Source organism: Stakelama pacifica (genome assembly GCF_004361835.1).
Taxonomy (GTDB): domain Bacteria; phylum Pseudomonadota; class Alphaproteobacteria; order Sphingomonadales; family Sphingomonadaceae; genus Sphingomonas; species Sphingomonas pacifica.
In genome coordinates this window covers 52,503-75,703 of record NZ_SNWD01000007.1, presented here as the reverse complement: position 1 = coordinate 75,703, position 23,201 = coordinate 52,503, and the positions used below count along the sequence as shown (strand labels likewise).

The window sequence follows — 23,201 nt, the reverse complement described above, 5'->3', positions numbered from 1 at the left end:
GCCTTATTTCGCGCCATAGCCGTTGTAGAGCGTTCCGAAGAAATCGCCCTTATTCCATGCCGGGCGCGTATCGGCATCGGCGATTTCGCGCGCGATCTGATAATTCACCTCGACAAAGCGAACGCCCTGTTTCCAGTCGACGCCATTCTTGTCGATCTGGTCCGATGCCTGGTGATAATGGTTGGCGAAGAAATCCTCGACCGCCTTTTTGCCCGGCCCCTTTTCGCCCGGCCACAGAAATACCGACGGGATGCCCTGCTGCACAAAGCGATAATGGTCGGAGCGAACGAACAGCCCCATATCGGGCATCGGGTCGGGCGAGAAAGCGACGCCCGCATCCGCCGCCGCTTTCTTCACGATCGGCCCCAGCGTCGAGCGTTCGGCACCGAAAGCAATCACATCCTCAAACGGATAGGTGATGATCGGCATGTCGAGATTAACGTCAGCGACGATGTTCTTTTTCGGCACCGTGGGATGGTTGGCGAAATAGTCCGAACCGACCAGCCCCTTTTCCTCCGCCGTCACGGCAAGGAACAGGATCGAACGACGCGGCGGCTTTTTCGCTGACTGAAACCGCTTCGCTTCCTCGATCAGCGACGCGATGCCGACCGCATTGTCCATCGCGCCGTTATAGATGGTATCACCGCTCGCGTCCGGCTTTCCCACCCCGACATGGTCGAGATGCGCCGACAGCACCACCACCTGATCCTTTGCCGCCGGATCGCCGCCCGGAATCATGCCGGCGACGTTCGAGCTTTCGATCCTGCGCCGTTCGGTCTTCACCTCGGCGTTCAGCGTGGCGGGAAAGGCAATCGCCCGGAACGTGCCGTTTTCGATGGCGCTATGCATCGCCTTCGGATCGACCTTCGCCGCCGCGATCAGGCGCGTCGCCGCCTCGCCGCCGATCATGCCCAGCATCGGGGTTTGCGGCGCGGCGACATGGCCGTTCCCGTCCGCATCCGCCCATGTCACTGACTCGTGATCGACATAGCCCTTCATCCGCGCCAGCGAATCGCCCGGCGGCATCAGCATGACCGCGCCGATCGCACCATGCTTCGCTGCCTCGACCAGCTTGGTGGCGGTGCTGCCATAATGGGCGCGTTCTTCGCCGTCGAACGAATCAGGGGCACCGCGCACCAGCGCGACGATCTTCCCCTTCACATTCACCCCGGCATAATCGTCATGGCTGTATTGCGGCGCGACGATGCCCTGACCGACAAAGACAAGCTTGCCGCTCACCTCGGTCAGGTCCTTCGCCGCATTGCCGGAGGGGAGATAATCCTCGCCATAGGTCAGCGGGATCGTCTCGCCGCCGATGGTGAGCGAAAATTTGCCCTCGCCCGCCGGTTTATAGCCGATCAGCGGCACATGCTGCAGATAGCTGCCATCACCACCCGCAGGCTTCAGCCCGGCCGCATAGAATTGCGAGGCGACATATTGCGCGGCAATGTCATATTCCTCGCTGCCCGCGTCGCGCCCGCGCATCGCGTCGGAGGCAAGGAACATCACATGCGCCTTCATCGCCGCCTGATCGGGCGGCAGCGCTTCGTTGATGATCGCATTGCGTGCGGCAATATCGCTCTCGCTCGCCGCAGGAACCGGGACGGGCGCATCAACCGTCTGAGCGGAAAGCGCAGTGCCGGCCAGCAATAGCGGCAGGGGAATCAGGAAACGGATCATCGACATCCTCTGTTGTAGCTCGATCGGACAAGCCTTAGCAGGCGATTCGTCCGGGTCCAGCAAAGGCGATCCATCGTTATCACCTTCATTGCCGTTGCGATTTTAGTTTAAGGTCTCGCCATGCTTGATGTTCAGAACACCGCACAGCCCACTGTCACACGCCGCGAAGACTATGTCGCGCCCGCCTGGCTGGTGCCCGAAATCGCGCTCGATTTCGACCTTTCGCCCGGCGAAACCCGCGTCCGCGCGGAGCTTTCGGTCGAGCGGAACGGCGATTCGAGCGGGCCGCTTCGCCTCGACGGCGACGCGCTGGTGCCTGCGGCGGTGCGCGTAGACGGGGCGGATGCCGAATGGCGGATGGAAGACGGGGCGCTGCTGATCGACCTTCCGGGCGATTCGCACCGGGTCGAAACCGAAGTGGTGATCGCGCCCGAACGCAATACGCAGCTGATGGGTCTGTACGCGTCGGGCGGCAATCTGTGCACCCAGTGCGAAGCGCAGGGGTTTCGCCGGATCACCTTCTTCCCCGACCGCCCCGACGTGCTGACCCGCTATCGCGTACGGATGGCTGCGGACAAGGCGCGCTATCCGGTGCTGCTGTCGAACGGCGATCCGGTCGGTTCGGGCGAGCTGGAAAACGGCCGCCACTGGGCCGAATGGCACGACCCCTATCCGAAGCCGAGCTATCTCTTCGCGCTGGTCGCCGGCGATCTCGCCGCCAATCGCGCGACCTTTACGACCCAATCGGGGCGCGAGGTGACGCTCGCCATCTGGGTGCGGGAGCGCGACCTGCCGAAGACCGACCATGCGCTCGAATCGCTCAAACGTGCCATGGCGTGGGATGAGCAGGTCTATGGCCGCGAATATGATCTCGACGTGTTCAACATCGTCGCGGTCGATGATTTCAACTTCGGCGCGATGGAGAATAAGGGGCTGAATATCTTCAACAGCCGCTACATCCTCGCCGATCCTGACACCGCGACCGACCATGATTATGACGCGATCGCCGCCGTCGTCGCGCATGAATATTTCCATAACTGGTCGGGCAATCGCATCACCTGCCGCGACTGGTTCCAATTGTCGCTGAAAGAAGGCTTTACGGTCTATCGCGACCAGAAATTCTCGGCCGATCAGGGGTCGGCCGCGGTCAAGCGCATCGAAGATGTCCGCACGCTGCGCGCCGCGCAATTCCCGGAGGATGCCGGGCCGCTCGCCCATCCGGTACGCCCCGACAGCTATATCGAGATTTCGAACTTCTACACCGCGACCATCTATAACAAAGGGGCCGAGCTGATCGGCATGATGGCGACGATCCTCGGCCCCGAGAAATTCCGGGCGGCGACCGATCTGTATTTCACTCGCTTCGACGGGACCGCCGCCACCTGCGAGGATTTCGTCGCGTGCATGGAGGAAGCGGGCGGCATCGACCTGACCCAGTTCCGCCTTTGGTACAGTCAGGCAGGCACGCCGCGCGTCACGGCCAGCGTAACGCATGAAGCGGGCAGCGGCCGCGCCGCGCTGAACCTGCGCCAGGGCGTCCCACCGACGCCGGGACAGCCCGACAAGGCGCCGATGCTGCTGCCGCTCAAGGTCAAATTGTTCGGTGCGGAGAGCGGCCGCGAAATCGCGCCCGAACAGCTCGTGCTGCTTTCCGACAGCGAAGCCGAAATCGCGTTTGAGGGCGTCGGCGAACGGCCGGTCGCATCGATCAATCGCGGTTTCTCCGCGCCGGTGATCGTCGAAACCGATCGCAGTGCGGCCGATCTCGGCTTTTTGTCGGGCCATGACGACGATCCCTTCGCCCGGTATGAAGCGATGCAGCAATTGATGCTCGACACTCTGGTCGAAAGTGTCGCGCGCGGGCGCGGCGATCATGCGCCGGTGATCGATGCGGTGCGCCACACGCTGCACGATCCCGATCTCGACAAGGCGTTCATCGCCGAGGCGGTGCTGCTGCCGTCCGACAGTTTCGTCGGCGATCAGATGCCGGTGGTCGATCCCGAAGCGATCTTTCGCGCGCGCGAGGCGCTTCGCCGCGATCTGGGGCGCGAGCTGGAGGCGGACTGGCGCGAAGCCTATGAGGCGGCGCGCGCCAATCGCTTCGAATATTCGCCTGCCGCCAAGGGCGCACGGCGGCTGAAAAATGTCGCGCTCGGCTATATCAACGCATCCGGCGCACCCGATGCGGCGAGCCTTGCCTTCGTCCAGTTCGAGAGTGCCGACAATATGACCGACCGGCAAGGCGCGCTGGCGACGCTGGCGAGTGGCACGTCGGAAAAACGCGTCGCGGCGCTCGATATCTTCTATAACCGCTACAGCGACAATGCGCTGGTGCTCGACAAATGGTTCACCACACAGGCGCTGTCCTCACGCGACGATACGCCGCAGGCGGTCGAAGCGCTGGCGAAGCACAAGGATTTCTCGCTCGCCAATCCCAACCGCGCCCGCTCGCTGATCGGTGCCTTTTCGATGAATCAGCGGGCATTTCACCATGACAGCGGATCGGGCTATCGCTTCGTCGCCGATCAGATCATCGCGCTCGACAAGCTCAACCCGCAAACGGCGGCGAAATTGCTACCGCCGCTCGGGCGCTGGCGGCGTTTCGATGAGAACCGTGGCGAACGGATGCGTTCAGAGCTGGAGCGAATCGTCGCGACACCGGGCCTGTCGAAGGACGTGTTCGAACAGGCGAGCAAGAGCCTCGACTAGCCCGTATACCTCACCGCCACGACCGTCATCGCGAGGAGCGAAGCGACGCGGCGATCCAGAGCGATAGCGCGTGCCGCTCTGGATTGCCGTGCGCCTTCGGAGTTCGCAATGACGTTGTCAGATGAGGCTGAGCTCGATCAAATCCCGCTCAGCACCTTCTGACCGCGCAGCACGCTCGCGGTCTGGCCGATGCGCAGATTGTTCGATTTTTTCAGGATCGTGTCGCAGAACAACCATTGGTTGGTCACGCGATCAGGTTCGATCGTCATCACCATATAGCCGCGGTTCGATGTGTCGCACCATTTCAGCTCCGGATTGGCGCGGACCAGTGCGTCGGCCACCCGCGCCGGGTCGACCTTGATCGCCGATTCATAACCGGGCGACGTCACTGAATGCCCGGCAAACTCGACGCCCGCACGCTCGCCGCCCTGCGCCAGATCATAGGCCCAGGCATTGTGGCTGTCGCCCGAGATGACGACCAGCTCCGACCCCATTTCCTGCGCCGATTTGAGGAAGCGGGCACGCGCCGCCGGATAGCCGCCCCAATTGTCGAAATTCATCGGCAGGCCGAGCTTCCCGGCAAGCACCCCTGCCCGGACATAATTTTTCACCCGATCCTCAGCATCGGGCGCGACCCAGTCCATCGCGGAGGCAGGCGCGCGCGTTTCCCCCATGATCGTGCCGAAGCCGACCACCTGCCATTTCTTTCCGCCCTTCACCGACGCGGCCATGGCATCGGCAAGCCAGATTTCCTGCTCGCTGCCCATCATCGTGGCTGCGGGGTCCTGCCATTTGACGTCGCGGAAATCGGCGAGCGCCTTTGCCGGGTCGGCCGTTTTGAACAGCGGCGCGATATCGGGCTGTTCGGTACGGCCAAGCAGCCGCGTCTCGGTGCGGAACAGCGTGGCGAGCCCGCCAATGTCATAGGTCTTCCACGGTTCGTCCGACACCGGCATCCATTCGCGATAGGCCTGAATCGACGCGGCCTTACGCGCATCCCACGATCCTTCCTCTCCCGGCTGGTGGTTCTGCGCGCCGCCTTCCCAGCTGTCATTCGCGCTTTCGTGATCGTCCCATTGCGCGATCATCGGCTTCATCTGGTGCAGCCGCTGAAGATCGGGATCGGCGCGATAGCTTGCATAGCGCAGCCGATAATCGTCGAGGTGGACAATCTCCCCCACCGGTTGCGGCCAGCGACCATCGACCGCGCCGCCCGCCGGGGCGTAGCCGCCTTGCTTATATTCGTAGAAATAGTCGCCCAGATGGACGGCGAGATCGATATCGCTGCGGTCCGCAGCATGGCCATAGGCGTTGAAATAGCCGTACGGCAGGTTCGAGCAGGAAAAGATCGCGGCGCGAAATGCCTTCAGCCCATCCTCGGGAAGCGTCTTGGTCATGCCGACCGGCGACACCGACCCGTCGGGCGCGCGGAAGCGGTAATAATAGACCGTGGCGGGTTCGAGCCCGTCCAGCGCCAGCTTCGCCGTATAGTCGCGCCAGGGTCCGGTAATCACCTTGCCGCTTGCCACGGGCCGGGCGAAATCGTCGGTCTTCGACACTTTCAGCGCCAGTTCGACCTGCTGCCCGGCGTTCGGCACATAGCGGGTCCAGAACAGCATCGCATCGCTCGCCGGCTCGCCGCTCGCCACCGAATGGGTGAAACCTTTCGCGGTCGAGACATTGGATGTCTGAGCGAAACCCGGCACCGAAAAGGCGCCCATGCCCAGCGTGCCCGTCATCAGCAGCGAACGGCGGTTGATCCGGAAAGTCATTGGCGGCATTCCCTTTTTCGGTCTCGATTCGGGTGCCCTCTGCGCCTTTGATATGGCGGGTTCGTGACAGCGCGCGATCGCGTCGCTAGTCTCATGCGCAACGATTTCTGAGGTTGCGGGGCGACGCCCCGACAAGGAGTATAGATGCGCAAGACCCTTCTCCTCGCTTTACTGGCGAGCACGGCCTGCACCCCGATGGCAAGCGAAACGCGAACCGCCGCTGCCACCGACGCCGCACCCGTCAGCGACAAAGCGGAAGGCTACGATCTCGCCGCGCAGCGCGCCAAGATCGCCCGGATCGACATGAACCCCGACACCAGCTTCCTGAACGACGAACAGCGTCAGGTGGTCAATCTGCTGATTCAGGCATCCGACCTGATGAGCGACATCTATATCCGCCAGCGCGACCCCTGGTATCCGCAGGACCGCAAGGCGATCGAGCGTTCGCGCATCGCCATTCGCGACGAGCTTCTCGACATGTACGACCTCAATTTCGGGCCGTGGGACGCGCTTGCCGAACTCCACCCGTTTTGGGGCACCGAGGAAATGCCGCTTGGCGCCAATTTCTATCCGACCGATATGACACGCGAGGAATTCGACGCCTATCTGAAGGCGCATCCGGAGCAGAAAGAGGAGCTCACCAGCCTCTACACCGTGGTGCGCCGCGACGGCGACCGGTTGAAGGCCGTGCCCTATTCGGTCGAATATAAGCAATGGCTCGAACCCGCCGCGCAGCTGCTCGACAAAGCGGCGGCGATCACCACCAATCCCAGCCTGAAAAAATTCCTGTCGCTGCGCGCAAAAGCATTTCGCACCGACGATTATTTCGAAAGCGAGCTGGCGTGGATGGACCTGAAAGACACGCCGATCGAAGTCGCGATCGGGCCCTATGAGGTGTATACCGACCGGCTCTATGGCGCGAAGGCAGCGTTCGAAAGCTTTGTGACGCTGAAAGACCCCGAAGAATCGGCCGCGCTCGCCAAATATAAGCGCTATCTGAAAGATATGGAGGCAAACCTCCCCGAGCCCGAGGAATATAAAAATTTCCGCCGCGGCTTCGAAAGCCCGATCGCGGTCGCCGAACAGGTGCATGGCGGCGGCGACAATGTGCCCGGCGTTCAGACGATCGCATTCAACCTGCCGAATGACGAACGCGTCCGCGAGGCGAAGGGCGCGAAGAAGGTCATCCTGTCGAACGTGCTCGGCGCGAAGTATGAGCGCATTCTGAAGCCGATGGCGCCGCTGGTGCTGGTCAGCGATCAGTCCGGGCTGGTCGCCAAGAAATATATGCAGCTCGAAACGCTGTTCCACGAATTGTCGCACAGCCTCGGGCCGGGCACGATCACGGTGGACGGGCGAGAAACGACGGTCGATGCCGAGCTGAAGGATCAGGCTTCGGCGCTGGAAGAAGCGAAGGCCGATGTCGCGGGCGTGTGGAACATCCTGTTCATGATGGACAAAGGCGAGCTTCCCGCGGCCGAAAAGCCGCAGCTGTTCGCCACCTATCTCGCCGGTATCTTCCGCGCGGTCCGTTTCGGGACCGAAGAGGCGCATGGCCGGGGCGCAGCGATGCAATATCGCTTTTTGCAGGATCAGGGCGCCTTCGCCTGGGACCCGGCGGCGCAGCGCTTTCGCGTCAATGATGCGAAGATGGAGGCGGGCGTCCGCACACTGCTGAACACCATCCTGACGATGCAGGCAAAGGGCGACTATGCGGGCGTGAAGGCGTTCATGGCCAAATGGGCGGTGCTCGACCCCCATGCCGAACAGGTGATCGGCACGATGGACCATATCCCGGTCGATATTCAGCCGATCTATCCCGAACAAATCTGAAGCCGGTCTGGGCGGCGGCGCGCGCTGCCGCCTCGTCAGGCAACCCAGATCGAAGCGGGCGCGCCGTCGATCAGCGACTGATAATAAGCGATCAGGTCCTCGACATGGTCGACATCGGTGCGGACCTTCGATGCCGCGTGCCGTCCTGCGGCTTTCAGGATGGCGGGATCGCGCGCGAACAGGCGCCGGATCGCGGCGGCGGCGGAACGGGCGTCGCGCGCGCGATAGGTTTCGGCGATATGCGGATCGGCAAGCTCGAACAGACCGCCTTCGTCCGGCGCGACGAGCGGCAGGCCCGATGCAATCGCCTCCAGCCCGACCAGTCCGAACGGTTCGGCATCCGATCCGTGGATCAGCGCGTCGCAGCTTGCCATGATCCGGGCAAGGCGGGGACGCTCATAGACCGGGCGATACATGCGGATATGCGGGCTGCCCGCGATTCGCTTTTCCAGCTGGCGGCTATGCACCCCCTGCCCGATCATGATCATGCCGACGGGAAGGTCCTGCCCCGCCGTCTCGACCGCGTCGATCACCATGGGCCAGCGCTTTTCGGGATGATGCCGCCCCAGCCCCAGCAACAAATGGCCATGTTCGGGAAGGTCGAGCTGTTCGAGCAGCGACCGGCGCAGCGCTTCGTCGCGATGATCGGGTGAGAAAAATCCGCGCTGGATGCCGAGCGGCATCGAGGCGTGGACGGTAAGCCCGCGCGCGGCATGGCGCTTTGCCAGCGCGGGGCCGTTGGTCACGAATGCGTCGAACTTCGCGAGGAAGCGGCCCATATAGCGGGTATACCAGCCAAAGGCGCTTTCGACATCGCCGGGACAGGCGAAGCTTTCGAACCAGCGCATCGGATAGGCACCGACATTGTCGTTATGCGCGAAAAAAATCTTCGGCGCGCGCCCCTGCCAGTTGCCGATGATCCACCCCGGTCGCCAGGGCGAGCTCGTTTCGACGATATCGGGATCGAGTTCGTCGAGCAGCGCGTGAATCGGCGCTTCGAAAAAGAACATGCGGTAATTGAAATCAAAGACCAGCGGCGGCGATCTGACCCAGATCACCTTGCCGCCGTCGAGCCGCTCCTCGACCCGATTCTCGCGCCCCGGGGCGATGACAATCAGTTCATGGCCCATCTCGGCCATGATCGTCATTTTGCGATCGAGATAGGTGCGCACCCCGCCGCCGGTCGGCGAATAAAATTCGTTTACATCGACGATGCGCATCGCGAACTCGCCCGCTCAGTCGATCGGACCGAACCCGCCGAGCCCGCGCAGATATTGCACCCGGATATTGACCACCGTGACGCCGCTGCCGACTTTCACGATTGCCTGCGACAGGTCGGGCTTCGACCGGCCGAGCTTGCCGTTGCCGGGCACGCCCGCCCCGTCCTTCCAGAAATTGAATTTGTTGCGATGGTCGCGGTCATGCGTGAAGAACAGCGCATAAGTGCCCGGTTCCGGCACTTTGATGCACATCGACACCGGACCTTCATCGGGCATGGAGGCCCAGACGCGGCGAAACACTTTGTTCTCGGCACGCAGATCGTGATCGTCCTTGAGGAAATCCTCCTCGGTCGCGGGATAGAGTTCCAGCTTCAGCCGGCCGGTGCGATCCTTCAGCCCGGTGATATTGGCCTGGATCGCAGGCCCTTCGGATTTGTTGCACGCATCCCTGTCGCTGCCGATCGTCTGGGCAAGCGCAGGCAGCGCCAGAAATGTCGAGGCGGTCAGCGCCGCGACAAGCATTTTGGACCCGGTCACGCGTCTTTCTCCACCAGTTTATGGCCAGCAAATGCGATTGCGAACACGATATGCAGCAACAGATATAACGCTGCGGTGAACGCGATCATGTCGGACAATGCCCGCCCCTCGCCGATCAGCATGATGGCGATATTGGCGAACAGCAGATCCTTGTTGGGAACCAGCGGCAGGCGCGATACCAGCAGCCGCGCGGCGGACAGGAACAGCCACCAGCCGATGGCGATCATCGGCATCGCAAAATGCCAGGCGAGCGCCAGCGCGACCGCGCCCACCGCGATCCGCGCGCAATGCATCGCGAAAATCCACCATAGCCGACCCGAAGGCAGCGAGAAGACGCGCCGCGAAAATATGAGGAACGGCAAGGAGATGACGAAGATGATGACCGCCGATCCGGCGAATTTGTTGAATTGCGACGGCGTCAGCCAGTCGCTCGACAAAGGAAGCGCGACCGCCGCCATCAGCAGTGCGGTGGCATTGCCCGCAATGCCCGACAGGATCGTCACATCCTTGATCGCGCCGAAGGGAGCGACGACCATCTTCATTCGCTGCCGCGCCCAGGCATAGAAATAGGCATCGCCCGAATAGCCGATCACCACATCGTTCGCGATCCGCTTTCGCGTGATTGCGCCCAGCCCGCTCATCAGCGGAATGCCCCATAATTTGCGGTAGATCAGATAGTCGAAAACCGGCAGCGCCAGATAAGTGACGGCAAAGGCGATATAGAAAAGCGGATTGTGCGGCACCGCCAGCGACAGGTCGGCCAGCCCCTCATTGAACAATTCGTGCAACAACCCCGCGACCATCAGCGCACTCAGCGCCATGCCGAGCCATTTCGGCCAGCGATTGCGCAGCTTTCGCGACGGCTCCAGCCCGGCGATATCGTTCGCAAGTGCGGCGGCGCCGTTGGTTACCGGGCTGGGGGAAGGGGGTGATGTCACGCAGATAGGGCTTTGAATCGACGACGCAGCTATAGGGTTCTCGACATGGATCGCGCCGCTCATAAGTCAGAATACCGACAGGATTGTGACAAAGCTGCGGATGCAGCGCTGCGCCGGCCCCCATCTGCGATCAATCGAAGCGGACGCTGACCCCGGCAAAGATCGTGCGCGCGCGCGCGCGTTCGGTAACCCCGTCGCCGTCAATGGCGCTGACCACCTGCGCGCCGGTGATATTTTCGCCGCTGACCTGCACGGACAGGCGCTGCGTCACCGGCACCTCGACCGAGCCGTCGAGCGTCACCGCAGAGCCCAGCCGGATCGTATTGAGATCATCCTCGAATCTCGGGCCCAGATAGCGCAGCGTCGCGCTGACATCGATCCCGCCCGCCGATTGCCATCCGAAGGTCCCATGGGCGCTGTGCCGGGGGGTCTGGGCGGGGCGCAGACCGTCGAGCGGGGCCGCTTCGCCCCCTGCTTCCACCCTCGGATCGCTATAGGCATAGCCGGCATCGATCCGATAGCTGCCGAGCTTGAGGTGCAGCGCGATTTCAGCGCCGCTGGTCGTCACTGCGTCCAGATTGCGGCGCTGCCGATAGACGCCCGCCCCGCTGACAAAGCCGACGCCGGGAAAGCTGCCCGGCCCCTGTCCCAGCGTCACATTGGCGATGCTGTCCTCCAGCCGGTTGTGAAACAGGGTCGCGGTCAGCCGGCCGAACGGCCCCGCGACCAGATCGGCACCGATTTCCACGCCGCTGAGATGTTCGGGATCGAGCATCGCATTGGCGGCGGTCGCATCCGCCCCGACGCGATAGGGGCGGTACAGTTCGTTGAGCGTGGGCAGGCGCCATCCGCGATAGGCCGCCGCGCGCAGCGTCACCAGCGGCGATAGGCGATAGGCAGCGCCGATCCGGCCCGTCGGCTCCACCCCGGTGCGCGGCGCAAACCGCGAATCGGTGATGGGCGGCTCACCCGAAAAATTCTGTTCGATCAGCCTCCCCTGCCCGATCCGCCAGAAATCGACACGGCCGCCCGCATCCAGCGTCCAGGGGCCGGACTGATAATTAAGGTCAGTAAAACCGCCCAGCGTCCGGCTGGTCCCGCCCGCTTCGCGACGCCGCGTCGGGGTAGTGCCGGTGAAGATATAGCGTTCCTGCGTCCGCCCGGTCACGCTGCGGACATCGCCGCCCAGCCGAAGCGTCCAGCCGCCGCCCAGCGGGGGAACGACTTCGACGCGCCCGCCGATCCCGGTCGAGGGCACCTGATACTGGTCGAGCGCCGGACGTGCGGTGTCGCGCGAATCGTCGACGCTCGCAAAACCGCTGGCAAGATTGCGCGCCTGCACATAGCCGAGCACCGACCATTGCCAGCGTCCGGTGCCCACCGCGCGCAGGCTTGCATCCACCCCTTCGCTGCGAATCCCGGTAAAGGCAGTACCGCCGCCGCGCCGGTCGACAAAGCCGCGCACCGATGCCTGTAACTGCGTGTCGGCGTCCGCATCGATTCCGGCGCGCAGGGCAAGATTGCCCTGTTCGTACCAGGCCAGGATATCCGCTGCACCGCGATCCTCTGCCACGACCGGAATGAACCCGTCGCCGCGCCGATAGCTTGCGCCATAGCCGACAAAGCCGCTGCCCGCGCGGGTAGCGCCATAGAGCGCGCTGTCGAGCGAATCGCGGCTGCCGTAGCGGACATTGGCGGCGAGCGTCGGCAGCATATCGGGACCCGCGCTCGTCATCTCGACCGTCCCGGCGAGCGCGCCCGGCCCCTGCACCCCACTGCCCCCGCCGCGCATCACGCGGATACGCGCCAGCGTGTCGGGAAGGTAGGCGGGAAAGGCGACCCAGCCGCCGAACGGATCGCTTTGCGGCACCCCGTCGAGCAGCAGCAGCGCGCGGCTCGACGCATTGCCGCCAAGGCCCCGCAGCGTGATTCCCTGACTGGTCGGGTGCGATGAGGTCGAATCGGACCGGCGATAGCTTGCCAGGCCCGCGACATCGGCGAGCGCCTCTTCCAGCCGCCCTCCAGCCAGATGCGTCAGGCGATAGCGGTCGATCGTCAGCGTCGAATATGCGGCATCGCCGGGCGGCGGTGCCAGCCCTTCGCCTTCGACGACAATCTCACCGCCGGGAATTGCCTGCGCAGCGGCCGGGTCGGGGCAGAGAGCAACAACGGACAGAGAAGCAAGCAGCGCGGGCCGCAATTTCATGAAAATTCCCGGTTGGTCAGTCCGCGTCGTCGGGCTGATCCTCGCCCTCATCGTCAAGGCGATAGCCCGCACGCGCGGCAAGTTCGGATTCGCGTTCGAGCGCGACCTTTATCATCGCGACCATCGGATCGGCCAGTGCCAGCCCCAAAATGCCGAACAGCGTGCTGGCGAGGATCTGCGCTGACAATGTGAGCGCGGGGGGCAGGTCCACGGTCCGCCGCGCCACCATCGGAATGACGACATAGCCGTCAAAGGTCTGGACGCCGAAATAGATGGCAAGCGCCCAGAGCCCCGTATCGACGCCCGCGCTGAACCCTACGGAGACCATGAGCAAGCCTGAAATGAACGCCCCGATATTGGGAATGAACGCCAGCAGCCCGGTGATGATGCCGAGCAGCAACGCCATCGGAACACCGGCAATGGCGAGGAAGATCCAGGTCAGCACCCCTTCGAACGCCATGCCGAGCAGGCGGCCGGCCAGCAGGCTGCGCATCGTTTGCGCCATGCGTTCCAGCGTGACCGCGAAATCCTCGCGCTTCGAAAGCGGGACCATCCATTGCAGCCCGCGATCGTAGATTCGCGGCTCCATCGCGATAAACAGGCCGATGACGAGGATCATGAACATTGTCGTCACCGCGCCTACCGCCGTGCCGACCGCGGTAGTGACTTTACCCACCGAACCCAGTGCCTGCTTCGCGAGCGAGGCGATGTCCTGCTTGCCCGGCATCAGGTCGAGACTGGTCATCCAGCCCATCACCCGATGCGCCTGCACTTCCAGCGTGTCGCGAAGCTGGTTCGCCTGCGCCGCGATCTGCATACCCGCCAGATAGAAAGTGCCGAGCACGAACGCGGTGGCGAGCAGCATGACGATCAGCAGGCGCAAGCCGCGCGGAATCGGCAAAACCTTGCCCAGCAGCCGCACTCCGCCGTCGAGCATCGAGGCAAAGACCAGCGCGCCGAAAATGATCAGCAACGGCTGAATCAGCAGCACGATCAGCGCAATGCCGATCGCGACCGAAAACCAGATCATCGCCTTGCGTAATTCGGCGCGCGTGACGGGATCGCGCATCTCGTTCGGCCCCGGTTCGGTCGTGGCGGCGTGACGGCGTTCGCTCATTTCGGATCGCTTTCCGGATGGAGGGACATGCCCGTCCGACCGGGGCGAAAGGCATGAAACCAGCTGAGGGGATTGAGGGTGGCGTTGCCGTCGAGCGAGAAGGTGATGAACTCCGCGCGGCCGCCGATATTCTCCCACGGTACCGGGCCGCCCAGCCCGTTTTGCGCGCGGCTGAACCGGCTGTCAGCGCTGTTGTCGCGATTGTCGCCCATCAGGAAGACATGCCCCGGCGGCACTGTGATCTCGGAATAATCATCGCCGATCGATTCGCCCAGATCGACCGTGTCATAGGAACGGCCGCCGGGCAGCATTTCGCGATAAATGGGCAGCCGGCAATATAGCTTTCCATCCGCACCCGTTTCGCGTCGCCCCGGATATTCGGCCGGATCGCAGCGGGTATTGCCGTCGACGGGGAGCAAGAGGTCAGGCATGTGACGGCGCGGCAGCGCTTTGCCGTTCAGATAGACCACGCCGCCCGACAACGAAATCCGGTCGCCCGACAGGCCGATCACGCGTTTGATATAATCGGTATGCGTGCCCGGCGGCACCGCGATGACGATATCGCCGCGCTTCGGCATATGCCCGAACAACCGTCCGTGCATAACGGGCAGGACATGGAAGGTCGGCGTCACCCAGCTATAGCCGTACGGGAATTTCGACACGATCAGCCGGTCGCCGACCTCCAGCGTCGGCAGCATCGATTCGGACGGGATGTAAAAGGGCTTGGCGACCAGGCTGTGAAAGCCGAGCACCGCCAGGATCAGCCAGAATATCGCCTTGCCCTCGCCCCACCAATCGGTCCTTGCCTTTGGCGGCGCAGGCGTTTGCGCGGACGCATGCGCTCCGTTCCCCTGAACCGCTTCGTCATCACCCATCTACGCAAACAGCCTTTTCATCCCGGATCGCCTCGATGATCACGAATGCCTGCGCCCAGGGATGATCGTCGGTCAGCGTCAAATGTATCTTCGCGCCATGCCCGGCGGGCAGCAGCGCATCGAGCGCTGCCTTCGCCCCGCCCGACAGCGCCAGAGTGGGCGCTCCGGACGGCGCGTTGACCACGCCGATATCGCGCATGAACACTCCGCGGCGAAACCCCGTTCCCACTGCCTTGGAGAAAGCTTCCTTTGCTGCGAACCGCTTGGCCAGTGTTCCGGCGCGGGTAAAGGGTCGCCGCGCCGCTTTTTCACGCTCGACCTCGGTAAAGACGCGGTTGACGAAACGGTCGCCGAACCGGTCGAGCGAATGTTGGATCCGCTCGATATTGCACAGATCGGACCCCAGACCGATGATCACCGCGCTTCGTCCATCAGCGCGCGCATCCGCCGGACCACGGGAGCGAGGCCGTCGAAAATCGCCTCGCCGATCAGGAAATGGCCGATATTCAGCTCGCGCACCTGCGGGATCGCGGCGATCGGCACGACATTGTCGAAGGTGAGGCCGTGCCCCGCATGCACCTCGATCCCGTTCTTCGCGGCGAGCGCCGCTGCATCGGCAAGGCGTTTCAGCTCGGCCGCCTGCTCCGCCCCGGCGAGTTCGGCATAGCGGCCGGTATGCAGCTCGACCACCGGCGCGCCGAGACGAAGCGCCGCGTCGATCTGCGCCGAATCGGGTTCGATGAACAGGCTGACGCGAATCCCCGCCGCGCGCAGCTTTGCGCAGATCGGCGCGAGCCGTTCGAAATGCGCAGCGGCGTCCAGCCCGCCCTCGGTCGTCAGTTCCTCGCGCTTTTCGGGAACGATACAGGCAGCGTGCGGGACATGGCGCAGCGCAATGCCGAGCATCTCCTCGGTCGCTGCCATTTCCAGATTGAGCGGAATCGAAAGGCGGTCCGACAGCCGGGCGATATCGTCATCGGTGATATGGCGGCGATCCTCGCGCAGATGCGCGGTAATGCCGTCGGCCCCCGCCTCCGCCGCGAGCAGCGCCGCACGCACCGGATCGGGATAGCCCGATCCGCGCGCATTGCGCACCGTTGCGACATGGTCGATGTTGAGGCCAAGGCGCAGCTTCTTGCTCATGCCGCCGCCCGGCTCCCCGGCTTGATCGCCGGAATCGCTTCCAGTTCGGGGGGGAGCGCATCGGGCTCATAGGTCGGCACGTCGAGCCGGATCAGCGGAAAGAACGGCATATCGAACTGCGCATTGCCGCCAGACCGGTCGACCAGCGACGCCGCCGCGATCACCGTGCCGCCCGCAGCCTCGATCGCCGCGATCGCTTCGCGCGAGGAAAGGCCGGTTGTGACGACATCCTCCATCATCAGCACTTCCTGCCCCGCCTCCAGCCGGAAGCCGCGCCGCAGTTCGAACGTGCCGGCGGGCCGTTCGACGAACATCGCATCGACGCCAAGCGCGCGGGCAACCTCCTGCCCCGCGATCACGCCGCCCATTGCGGGCGAGACCACCGCCGTGATGCGCGCGCGCAGATCATCGGGAATGCGCGCGACCAGCGCCTCAGCAAGCCGTGCGCCGCGCGCCGGGTTCATCAGCACCCGCGCGCATTGCAGATAGCGCGGACTGCGCAGCCCCGAAGAAAGAATGAAATGCCCCTCCAGCAACGCATCCGCCGCACGGAATTCGGCCAGAATCTCTTCGTCGCGCATCATGTCCCGATCCCTTGAAAAACCGCCGCTCTCTTAGGCCCGGCGGGGCAGGCCCGCAACTGCGCGCCAAAAATCGCCAAGGGATAACTTGAGAGAAAGGATTACCGCGCGTATAGACCAACTTGAAGGGCGTATCTCGTCCTGACGACATGGATATAACCTATGTCGCTCCAGCAACGGGATGTAGGGGACGATGCGAATTACCGGTATAAAAACCATAATGATTGCCGCCGGACTTATGCTGGCAGGCCTTGGCAATGCTGCACATGCACAGGACACTGCACCGGGTGTTCAGGTCGGCAATGAAACCGTAACGGCGGCTGCATCGCTGCCCGACCCGACGCTCAATCCCGACGGGTCGCAGAAGATGGGTGAGAGCGCCGATATCGGCCATCCCATCGATGCGCGGTTCGGCCTGCAGCAACAGGTCACCGATACCGGGATCGAGGCGCATAATTTCCACAATTACATCCTGATGCCGATCATCACCGCGATCACCCTGTTCGTGCTGGTGCTGCTGCTCTGGGTCGTGTTCCGCTATCGCGCCGCGCGCAATCCCGAACCGTCGAAAACGTCGCACAATACCTTTATCGAGGTGGTGTGGACCGTGGTTCCGGTGCTGATCCTCGTCTTTATCGCGGTGCCGTCGATCCGGCTGCTCGCGCATCAGTATAAGCCCGCGCCCGACAATGCGATCACGCTGAAGGCGATCGGCAGCCAATGGTATTGGAGCTACGAATATCCCGATAACGGCGATATTCAGTTCACTTCCAACATGCTGAAGGAAAAGAACGAGGTCACCGGGGGACAGCGGTTCCGCACCGATCAGGACGGTCCGCGCCTGCTCGCCGTGGATAATCGCGTTGTTCTGCCGGTCGGCCGGCCGATCCGCCTGATCACCACCGCGACCGATGTCATTCACAGCTGGGCGATGCCCGCTTTCTGGATGAAGCTCGACGCCATTCCGGGCCGTCTGAACGAAAAGACGTTCACGATCGACAAGCCGGGCCTGTATTTCGGCCAGTGCTCCGAATTGTGCGGCGCGCGCCATGCCTTCATGCCGATCGTGGTCGAAGCGGTGCCGGAGGCCGAGTTCGCGCAATGGGTTCGTGCCAAGGGCGGCACCATGCCCGAGGACAAGAACGCGCCCTCGACTGCGGCACCGGCACAGCCCGCCGCCGACACCGTCGATGCCACTGCCACGCCAGCCGGCGGTATGGGCGTTGCCGCCCCTGCAGGAAACACCGTCGATGCCACGACCGAAGCGGTCGGCACGACTCAGCCCGCCACGGGAAACTAAGCCATGACCGATACCGCAGTCACACCGAGCGCCTTTGAGGCGGCCCATAGCGACCATCATGCGCATGATACCGAGCACAAGCCGGGCTTCTTCGCGCGCTGGTTCATGTCGACCAACCACAAGGATATCGGCACGCTGTACCTGATCTTCGCGATCATCGCGGGGATTGTCGGCGGTGCGATTTCGGGGGCGATGCGCCTCGAACTCGCCGAGCCGGGCATTCAGTGGCTGCCGATGCTGTCGGGCGAGGAAGGCGATGCCGCGCTCCATTTCTGGAACGTGATGGTGACCGCCCATGGCCTGATCATGGTGTTCTTCATGGTCATGCCCGCGATGATCGGCGGATTCGGCAACTGGTTCGTGCCGATCATGATCGGCGCGCCGGACATGGCGTTTCCGCGGATGAACAATATCAGCTTCTGGCTGACCGTATCAGGTTTCTGCTCGCTGCTGCTGTCGCTGTTCGTCGGACCGGGCGCAGGCACCGGCTGGACGGTCTATGCGCCGCTATCGACCTATGGCGAGCCGGGCATGTCGGTCGATTTCGCGATTTTCGCACTGCACCTTGCCGGGGCGGGCTCGATCCTCGGCGCAATCAACTTCATCACCACCATTTTCAACATGCGCGCACCGGGCATGACGCTGCACAAAATGCCGCTGTTCGTATGGTCGGTGCTGATCACCGCATTCCTGCTGCTGCTCGCGCTGCCGGTGCTCGCTGCCGCGATCACCATGCTGATTACCGATCGTAATTTCGGCACGACCTTTTTCGATCCGGCCGGCGGCGGCGATCCGGTGCTGTACCAGCATCTGTTCTGGTTCTTCGGCCATCCCGAAGTGTATATCATGATCCTTCCCGGCTTCGGGATGGTCAGCCATATCGTCGCGACGTTCAGCCGCAAGCCGGTGTTCGGCTATCTCGGCATGGCCTATGCCATGGTCGCGATCGGCGTGGTCGGCTTCGTCGTCTGGGCGCACCACATGTTCACCACCGGTCTGCCGGTCGATGTGAAGATGTATTTCACCGCAGCGACGATGATCATCGCGGTCCCCACCGGCATCAAGATCTTCTCATGGATCGCGACGATGTGGGGCGGTTCTATCAGCTTTAAGACGCCGATGGTCTGGGCGATCGGGTTCATCTTCATGTTCACCGTCGGCGGCGTGACCGGCGTCGTACTCGCGAACGGCGGTGTCGACGATTATATGCAAGACACTTATTATGTCGTCGCGCATTTCCATTATGTGCTGAGCCTCGGCGCAGTCTTCTCGCTGTTCGCCGGCCTCTATTACTGGTTCCCCAAAATGACGGGGAAGATGTATAACGAGTTTCTCGGCCAGCTGCATTTCTGGGTGTTCTTCGTCGGCGTGAACATGTTGTTCTTCCCGATGCATTTCCTCGGGCTGCAGGGCATGCCGCGCCGTTATCCCGATTATCCGGATGCCTTTGCGACGTGGAACTCGATCGCCAGCCATGGCTATGAAGTCATGGTGGCGGGCATGGCGATCTTCTTCGTCAATATGATCTGGTCGCTCGCCGCCGGAAAGAAGGCAGGCGACAATCCCTGGGGCGCAGGCGCGACGACGCTGGAATGGACCCTGTCCAGCCCGCCGCCTTTCCACCAGTTCGAAACCCTGCCCAAGATCGACTGACGGCATGTTTTCCGGCCCCGTCCTTCGCAATCGGATCGGCGGGGCCGCTTTGCGATGAATCGCCCAAGCTGGCCTTCATCCCCCCGACATGGGATAAGGCGGCGATGAGAAGCGCCGGTGCAGTATTTCGGCGCGCGAGATTGTTATGAACACCATGACCAACCCCAATGTGTCGCTACCCGCCGAGTGGCGCGACTTTCTGGCGCTGACCAAGCCGAAGGTGATGCGCCTTGTCGTGTTCACCGGGCTGTGCGGCCTGCTGGTAGCCCCGCAAGCGATCAACCCGGTCCTCGGCTTCACCGCGATCCTGTGTATCGCGCTGGGCGCGGGCGCAGCCGGAGCGCTTAACCAATGGTATGAATCGGACCTCGATTCGAAGATGAAGCGCACTGCCGGTCGCCCGCTGCCCGCCGGGCGGATGGATCGGCAATCGGCGCTGCATTTCGGCGTCGGCCTCGCCTTTTTCTCGGTCATTCTGATGGAGCTGGCGACGAACATGGTCGCCGCCGCGGTGCTGAGCGCGTCGATCCTCTTCTATGTCTTTATCTACACGATCTGGCTGAAGCGCCGCACGCCGCAGAATATCGTCATCGGCGGCGCTGCGGGCGCCTTTCCGCCGGTGATCGGCTGGGCAGCGGCGACGGGCAATGTCACCTTGCTGCCGCTGCTCCTGTTCGCGATCATCTTTCTCTGGACGCCCCCGCATTTCTGGGCGCTGTCGCTGTTCGTGAAGAGCGATTACGCGAATGCGGGTGTACCGATGCTGCCGGTCGTCGCGGGCGAGCGGGTGACTCGGCATCAGATCGGCCTGTACACGATCCCGATGGCGGCCGTGGCGATCGCACCCTGGGCGCTGGGGCTGACCGGCTGGGTCTATGGCGCAGCGGCGATTGCGCTCAACGCGGTGTTCGCTGCGCTTGCCGCCAGAGTGTCGCTCCGCCGCAGCATTCCCGGCGACGGCATGAAACCCGAAAAGCAGCTCTTCGCGTTTTCGATTCTGTATCTGTTCCTGCTGTTCGGCGCGCTGGTGCTCGACCATTGGACGATCGGCGCATGACCCCGGAAGAAGAACAGGTCGTTCGCGAACGTCAGCGGGCGCGGGCAAAGGTCATGGCATGGCTGCTCGGCGCGTTCGTGGTGCTGGTGTTCGCGATCTCGATCGCCAAGATGCAGCTCGGCGGATAGATGAACGCCAATCTGCGCACCGCCTCGATCGCCGCCGCCGTCGTTTTCGTGATGGTCGGGCTGGGCTTTGCGAGCGTGCCGCTCTACCGGGTATTCTGTCAGGTAACCGGCCTGAACGGCACCACCCAGACGGGAAGCGACGCGCCCGGCGCGAGCGGCGGCAAAATTACCGTATCGTTCGACAGCAATGTCAGCCCGAAACTGGCATGGAACTTCAAACCCGAGCAACGCTCCGACCGGATCGATATCGGTGCGCGCGACATGGCGTTTTTCACCGCGACCAATCGGGCCGATCACGCCGTGACCGGCACCGCCACGTTCAACGTCACCCCGGCACAGGCAGGGAAATATTTCACCAAGATCCAGTGTTTCTGTTTCACCCAGCAAACGCTTGAACCGGGTGAAACCATGCGGATGCCGGTGATTTATTATGTCGATCCGAAGATCATGGAAGACCCGGACACGCGCGATGTTCAGGAAATCACACTCTCTTACACCTTTTACCCGGTAGATTCCGGCAAGGTGTCGGGTTAAACCATAAAAGAAAAGCAAGGACAGGGATACGTCATGGCCGGAGCCAAGAACCACGATTATCACATCCTGCCGCCCAGCGCCTGGCCGCTGATCGGGGCGATCGCCGCACTGGTGCTGACATCGGGCGGGGTGATGTGGATGCACTCGGCTCCGGGCGGGACCTTCGTCCTGCTCGCCGGATTTGTCGGCGTGCTCTTCACCATGTTCTCCTGGTGGGCCGATGTCATTCGCGAAGCGCATGCCGGGGATCATACTCCGGTGGTGCAGCTGCATCTGCGCTATGGCATGATCCTGTTCATCGCATCGGAAGTGATGTTCTTCGTCGGCTGGTTCTGGGCCTATTTCGATTTCGCGCTGTTCCCGGCACCGATCGAATGGTCTGACGGCGCGGTTACGGTGCTGCAGAACGTCACTGCGGGCGCATGGCCGCCCAAGGGTATCGAAGTCATCAACGCCTTCGAACTGCCGCTGCTCAACACGTTCATTCTGTTGCTGTCGGGAACCACGGTAACCTGGGCGCACCATGCGCTGATCCATGGCGATCGCGATTCGGTGAAAAAGGGGCTGTGGCTCACCATTTTACTGGGCCTGCTGTTCTCCAGCATTCAGGCCTATGAATATATGCATGCGCCGTTCCCGTTTTCGGGTCTGAATTACGGCGCAGCCTTTTTCATGGCGACAGGCTTCCATGGCTTTCACGTCATTATCGGCACGATCTTCCTGATCGTGAACCTGATCCGCGTCTATCGCGGCGACTTCACCCCGCGCCAGCATTTCGGTTTTGAAGCGGCTGCCTGGTACTGGCATTTCGTCGATGTCGTCTGGCTGTTTCTGTTCGTCACCATCTATGTCTGGGGCGGCTGGGGCGCACCGATCCACGGGGGCTGACCATCACCCGCGAGCATAAGGAAAACGCAGCCCCCGAACCGGCCGAAGCCGCGATTCGGGGGCTTTGTCCACGCTGCGGCGCGAAAACCCTGTTCGCATCGTTCGCGGGGTTCGCGCCGCGATGCAGCGCCTGCGGGCTCGATTTCGCAAGCTTCAATGTCGGCGACGGACCGGCGGCATTCCTCACCCTGATATGGGGAACGCTGGTCGTCATTCTGGCGGTGTGGCTGGAACTCGCTGCCGATCCGCCCTGGTGGCTTCACGTGTTGCTGTGGCTGCCGCTGGTGGTCGGGGGGACGCTGGTGTCGCTTCGCTTCGCCAAGGGACTGCTCCTCGCGCTCGAATATCGCAATGCGGCGCGCGAGGGACGGATCGACCCCAATCCTTGAAACGCATTCCGATTGTTTCGACGATCATCGTGGCGCTGTGCATCGGCGCGATGATCGCGCTCGGCATCTGGCAGCTGGAGCGCAAGGCGTGGAAAGAGGCGCTGCTCGAACGCTATGCGGCGAATATCCATAAAAGCGAAATCGCCTTTCCGCGCTTTCCCGATCAGTCGGTTCTGTTCCGCCCGGCAAGCGGCTTTTGCCTCGAACCGGTATCGTTCGATCTGGAGGGCGCGGGCAAGGCCGGATATCGCGTTATCGCCCATTGCCGCACCGGCGCGGAAGGCCCCGGCATGCTGGTTCAGCTCGGCACCACCCGCGATCCGGCCTATCGCCCGCACTGGCGCGGCGGCGAAGTACATGGCTTTATCAGCCATGCCCCCACCCACCGTTCGCTGATCGGCGAGATGCTTTCTCCCGCGCCGCAACCGCTGCTGCTCGTCGCCAATACGCCGCCTGACGGCCTGTCGCCGAACGGGACGCCGGAGCTTTCATCCATACCCAACAACCATTTCTCTTATGCCGTGCAATGGTTCCTGTTCGCCGCGATCGCGCTGGTGATCTATATCCTTGCGTTGCGTCGGCGCAGACCTACGGCGTAGAGCGACTTGCCGCGCTGACGGGGGGCGGCTAACCGGGACGAT

At 63.0% G+C, this 23,201-nt stretch carries 21 protein-coding genes; 10 read left to right on the top strand and 11 right to left on the bottom strand.

From position 1 onward, the window contains the following. Nucleotides 1-3: 3 nt before the first annotated feature. Complete coding sequence (locus EV664_RS11125) at nt 4-1,680, bottom strand: M28 family metallopeptidase (protein WP_133495794.1); 1,677 nt, start codon at nt 1,678-1,680, stop codon at nt 4-6. Between the two features lie 120 nt (nt 1,681-1,800). Here EV664_RS11125 and pepN point away from each other — a divergent pair, with 120 nt between their 5' ends. Beyond that, nucleotides 1,801-4,389 carry an aminopeptidase N gene (gene pepN / locus EV664_RS11120; protein WP_133495793.1) on the top strand — a complete coding sequence of 863 codons (2,589 nt, stop codon included), beginning with the start codon at nt 1,801-1,803 and terminating at the stop codon, nt 4,387-4,389. Nucleotides 4,390-4,526: 137 nt separating this feature from the next. Here the strand turns inward: pepN and EV664_RS11115 are convergent, their stop codons facing one another. Continuing rightward, on the bottom strand, nt 4,527-6,161 hold the full coding sequence (locus tag EV664_RS11115) for an alkaline phosphatase D family protein (protein ID WP_133495792.1): 1,635 nt from the start codon (nt 6,159-6,161) through the stop codon (nt 4,527-4,529). 144 nt (nt 6,162-6,305) lie between these two features. Here EV664_RS11115 and EV664_RS11110 point away from each other — a divergent pair, with 144 nt between their 5' ends. Then, complete coding sequence (locus EV664_RS11110; RefSeq protein WP_133495791.1) at nt 6,306-7,994, top strand: dipeptidyl-peptidase 3 family protein; 1,689 nt, start codon at nt 6,306-6,308, stop codon at nt 7,992-7,994. Between the two features lie 35 nt (nt 7,995-8,029). Here EV664_RS11110 and EV664_RS11105 read toward each other — a convergent pair whose 3' ends face one another. The 9 genes from EV664_RS11105 to pyrE form a co-directional block, all read right to left on the bottom strand. Beyond that, complete coding sequence (locus EV664_RS11105; protein WP_133495790.1) at nt 8,030-9,214, bottom strand: glycosyltransferase; 1,185 nt, start codon at nt 9,212-9,214, stop codon at nt 8,030-8,032. A gap of 15 nt (nt 9,215-9,229) precedes the next feature. Beyond that, on the bottom strand, nt 9,230-9,751 hold the full coding sequence (locus tag EV664_RS11100; protein ID WP_373287509.1) for a DUF2141 domain-containing protein: 522 nt from the start codon (nt 9,749-9,751) through the stop codon (nt 9,230-9,232). After that, entirely contained in the window at nt 9,748-10,689 is a 942-nt protein-coding gene (locus EV664_RS11095) for a hypothetical protein (RefSeq protein WP_133495789.1), read from the bottom strand. Before EV664_RS11095 ends, EV664_RS11100 begins: the two co-directional genes overlap by 4 nt. Before the next feature lie 130 nt (nt 10,690-10,819). Continuing rightward, nucleotides 10,820-12,895, bottom strand: coding sequence for a TonB-dependent receptor (locus EV664_RS11090; RefSeq protein WP_133495788.1), 2,076 nt, complete (start codon nt 12,893-12,895; stop codon nt 10,820-10,822). 16 nt (nt 12,896-12,911) lie between these two features. Then, a complete protein-coding gene (locus EV664_RS11085) occupies nt 12,912-14,012 on the bottom strand; it encodes an AI-2E family transporter (protein WP_133495787.1) in 1,101 nt (366 codons plus the stop codon). Next, a complete protein-coding gene (gene lepB / locus EV664_RS11080; RefSeq protein ID WP_133495786.1) occupies nt 14,009-14,887 on the bottom strand; it encodes a signal peptidase I in 879 nt (292 codons plus the stop codon). Before lepB ends, EV664_RS11085 begins: the two co-directional genes overlap by 4 nt. Then, nucleotides 14,880-15,305, bottom strand: coding sequence for a holo-ACP synthase (gene acpS, locus EV664_RS11075; protein ID WP_133495785.1), 426 nt, complete (start codon nt 15,303-15,305; stop codon nt 14,880-14,882). The genes lepB and acpS overlap by 8 nt, the downstream gene beginning before the upstream one ends. Next, entirely contained in the window at nt 15,302-16,030 is a 729-nt protein-coding gene (locus EV664_RS11070) for a pyridoxine 5'-phosphate synthase (protein ID WP_133495784.1), read from the bottom strand. The genes acpS and EV664_RS11070 overlap by 4 nt, the downstream gene beginning before the upstream one ends. Further along, nucleotides 16,027-16,611 carry an orotate phosphoribosyltransferase gene (gene pyrE / locus EV664_RS11065; RefSeq protein ID WP_133495915.1) on the bottom strand — a complete coding sequence of 195 codons (585 nt, stop codon included), beginning with the start codon at nt 16,609-16,611 and terminating at the stop codon, nt 16,027-16,029. The genes EV664_RS11070 and pyrE overlap by 4 nt, the downstream gene beginning before the upstream one ends. Before the next feature lie 220 nt (nt 16,612-16,831). Here pyrE and coxB point away from each other — a divergent pair, with 220 nt between their 5' ends. From coxB to EV664_RS11030, 8 genes are all read left to right on the top strand, one after another. Then, nucleotides 16,832-17,911, top strand: a complete 1,080-nt coding sequence (gene coxB / locus EV664_RS11060) for a cytochrome c oxidase subunit II (RefSeq protein WP_229668227.1) — start codon at nt 16,832-16,834, stop codon at nt 17,909-17,911. Between the two features lie 3 nt (nt 17,912-17,914). After that, nucleotides 17,915-19,564 (top strand): cytochrome c oxidase subunit I, encoded by a 1,650-nt coding sequence (gene ctaD / locus EV664_RS11055; RefSeq protein WP_133495782.1) that lies wholly within the window; start codon nt 17,915-17,917, stop codon nt 19,562-19,564. Nucleotides 19,565-19,709: 145 nt separating this feature from the next. Next, nucleotides 19,710-20,621 carry a heme o synthase gene (locus EV664_RS11050; protein WP_133495781.1) on the top strand — a complete coding sequence of 304 codons (912 nt, stop codon included), beginning with the start codon at nt 19,710-19,712 and terminating at the stop codon, nt 20,619-20,621. Further along, nucleotides 20,618-20,749: a hypothetical protein gene (locus EV664_RS19660; protein WP_268237668.1), complete on the top strand. Its 132-nt coding sequence runs from the start codon at nt 20,618-20,620 to the stop codon at nt 20,747-20,749. Before EV664_RS11050 ends, EV664_RS19660 begins: the two co-directional genes overlap by 4 nt. Continuing rightward, nucleotides 20,750-21,283, top strand: a complete 534-nt coding sequence (locus EV664_RS11045) for a cytochrome c oxidase assembly protein (RefSeq protein ID WP_133495780.1) — start codon at nt 20,750-20,752, stop codon at nt 21,281-21,283. It begins immediately after the preceding gene. 33 nt (nt 21,284-21,316) lie between these two features. Then, a complete protein-coding gene (locus EV664_RS11040; protein WP_133495779.1) occupies nt 21,317-22,171 on the top strand; it encodes a cytochrome c oxidase subunit 3 in 855 nt (284 codons plus the stop codon). 2 nt (nt 22,172-22,173) lie between these two features. Then, entirely contained in the window at nt 22,174-22,560 is a 387-nt protein-coding gene (locus EV664_RS11035) for a DUF983 domain-containing protein (RefSeq protein WP_188656413.1), read from the top strand. Further along, nucleotides 22,557-23,159, top strand: coding sequence for an SURF1 family protein (locus EV664_RS11030; protein WP_133495777.1), 603 nt, complete (start codon nt 22,557-22,559; stop codon nt 23,157-23,159). Before EV664_RS11035 ends, EV664_RS11030 begins: the two co-directional genes overlap by 4 nt. Nucleotides 23,160-23,201: the final 42 nt, after the last annotated feature.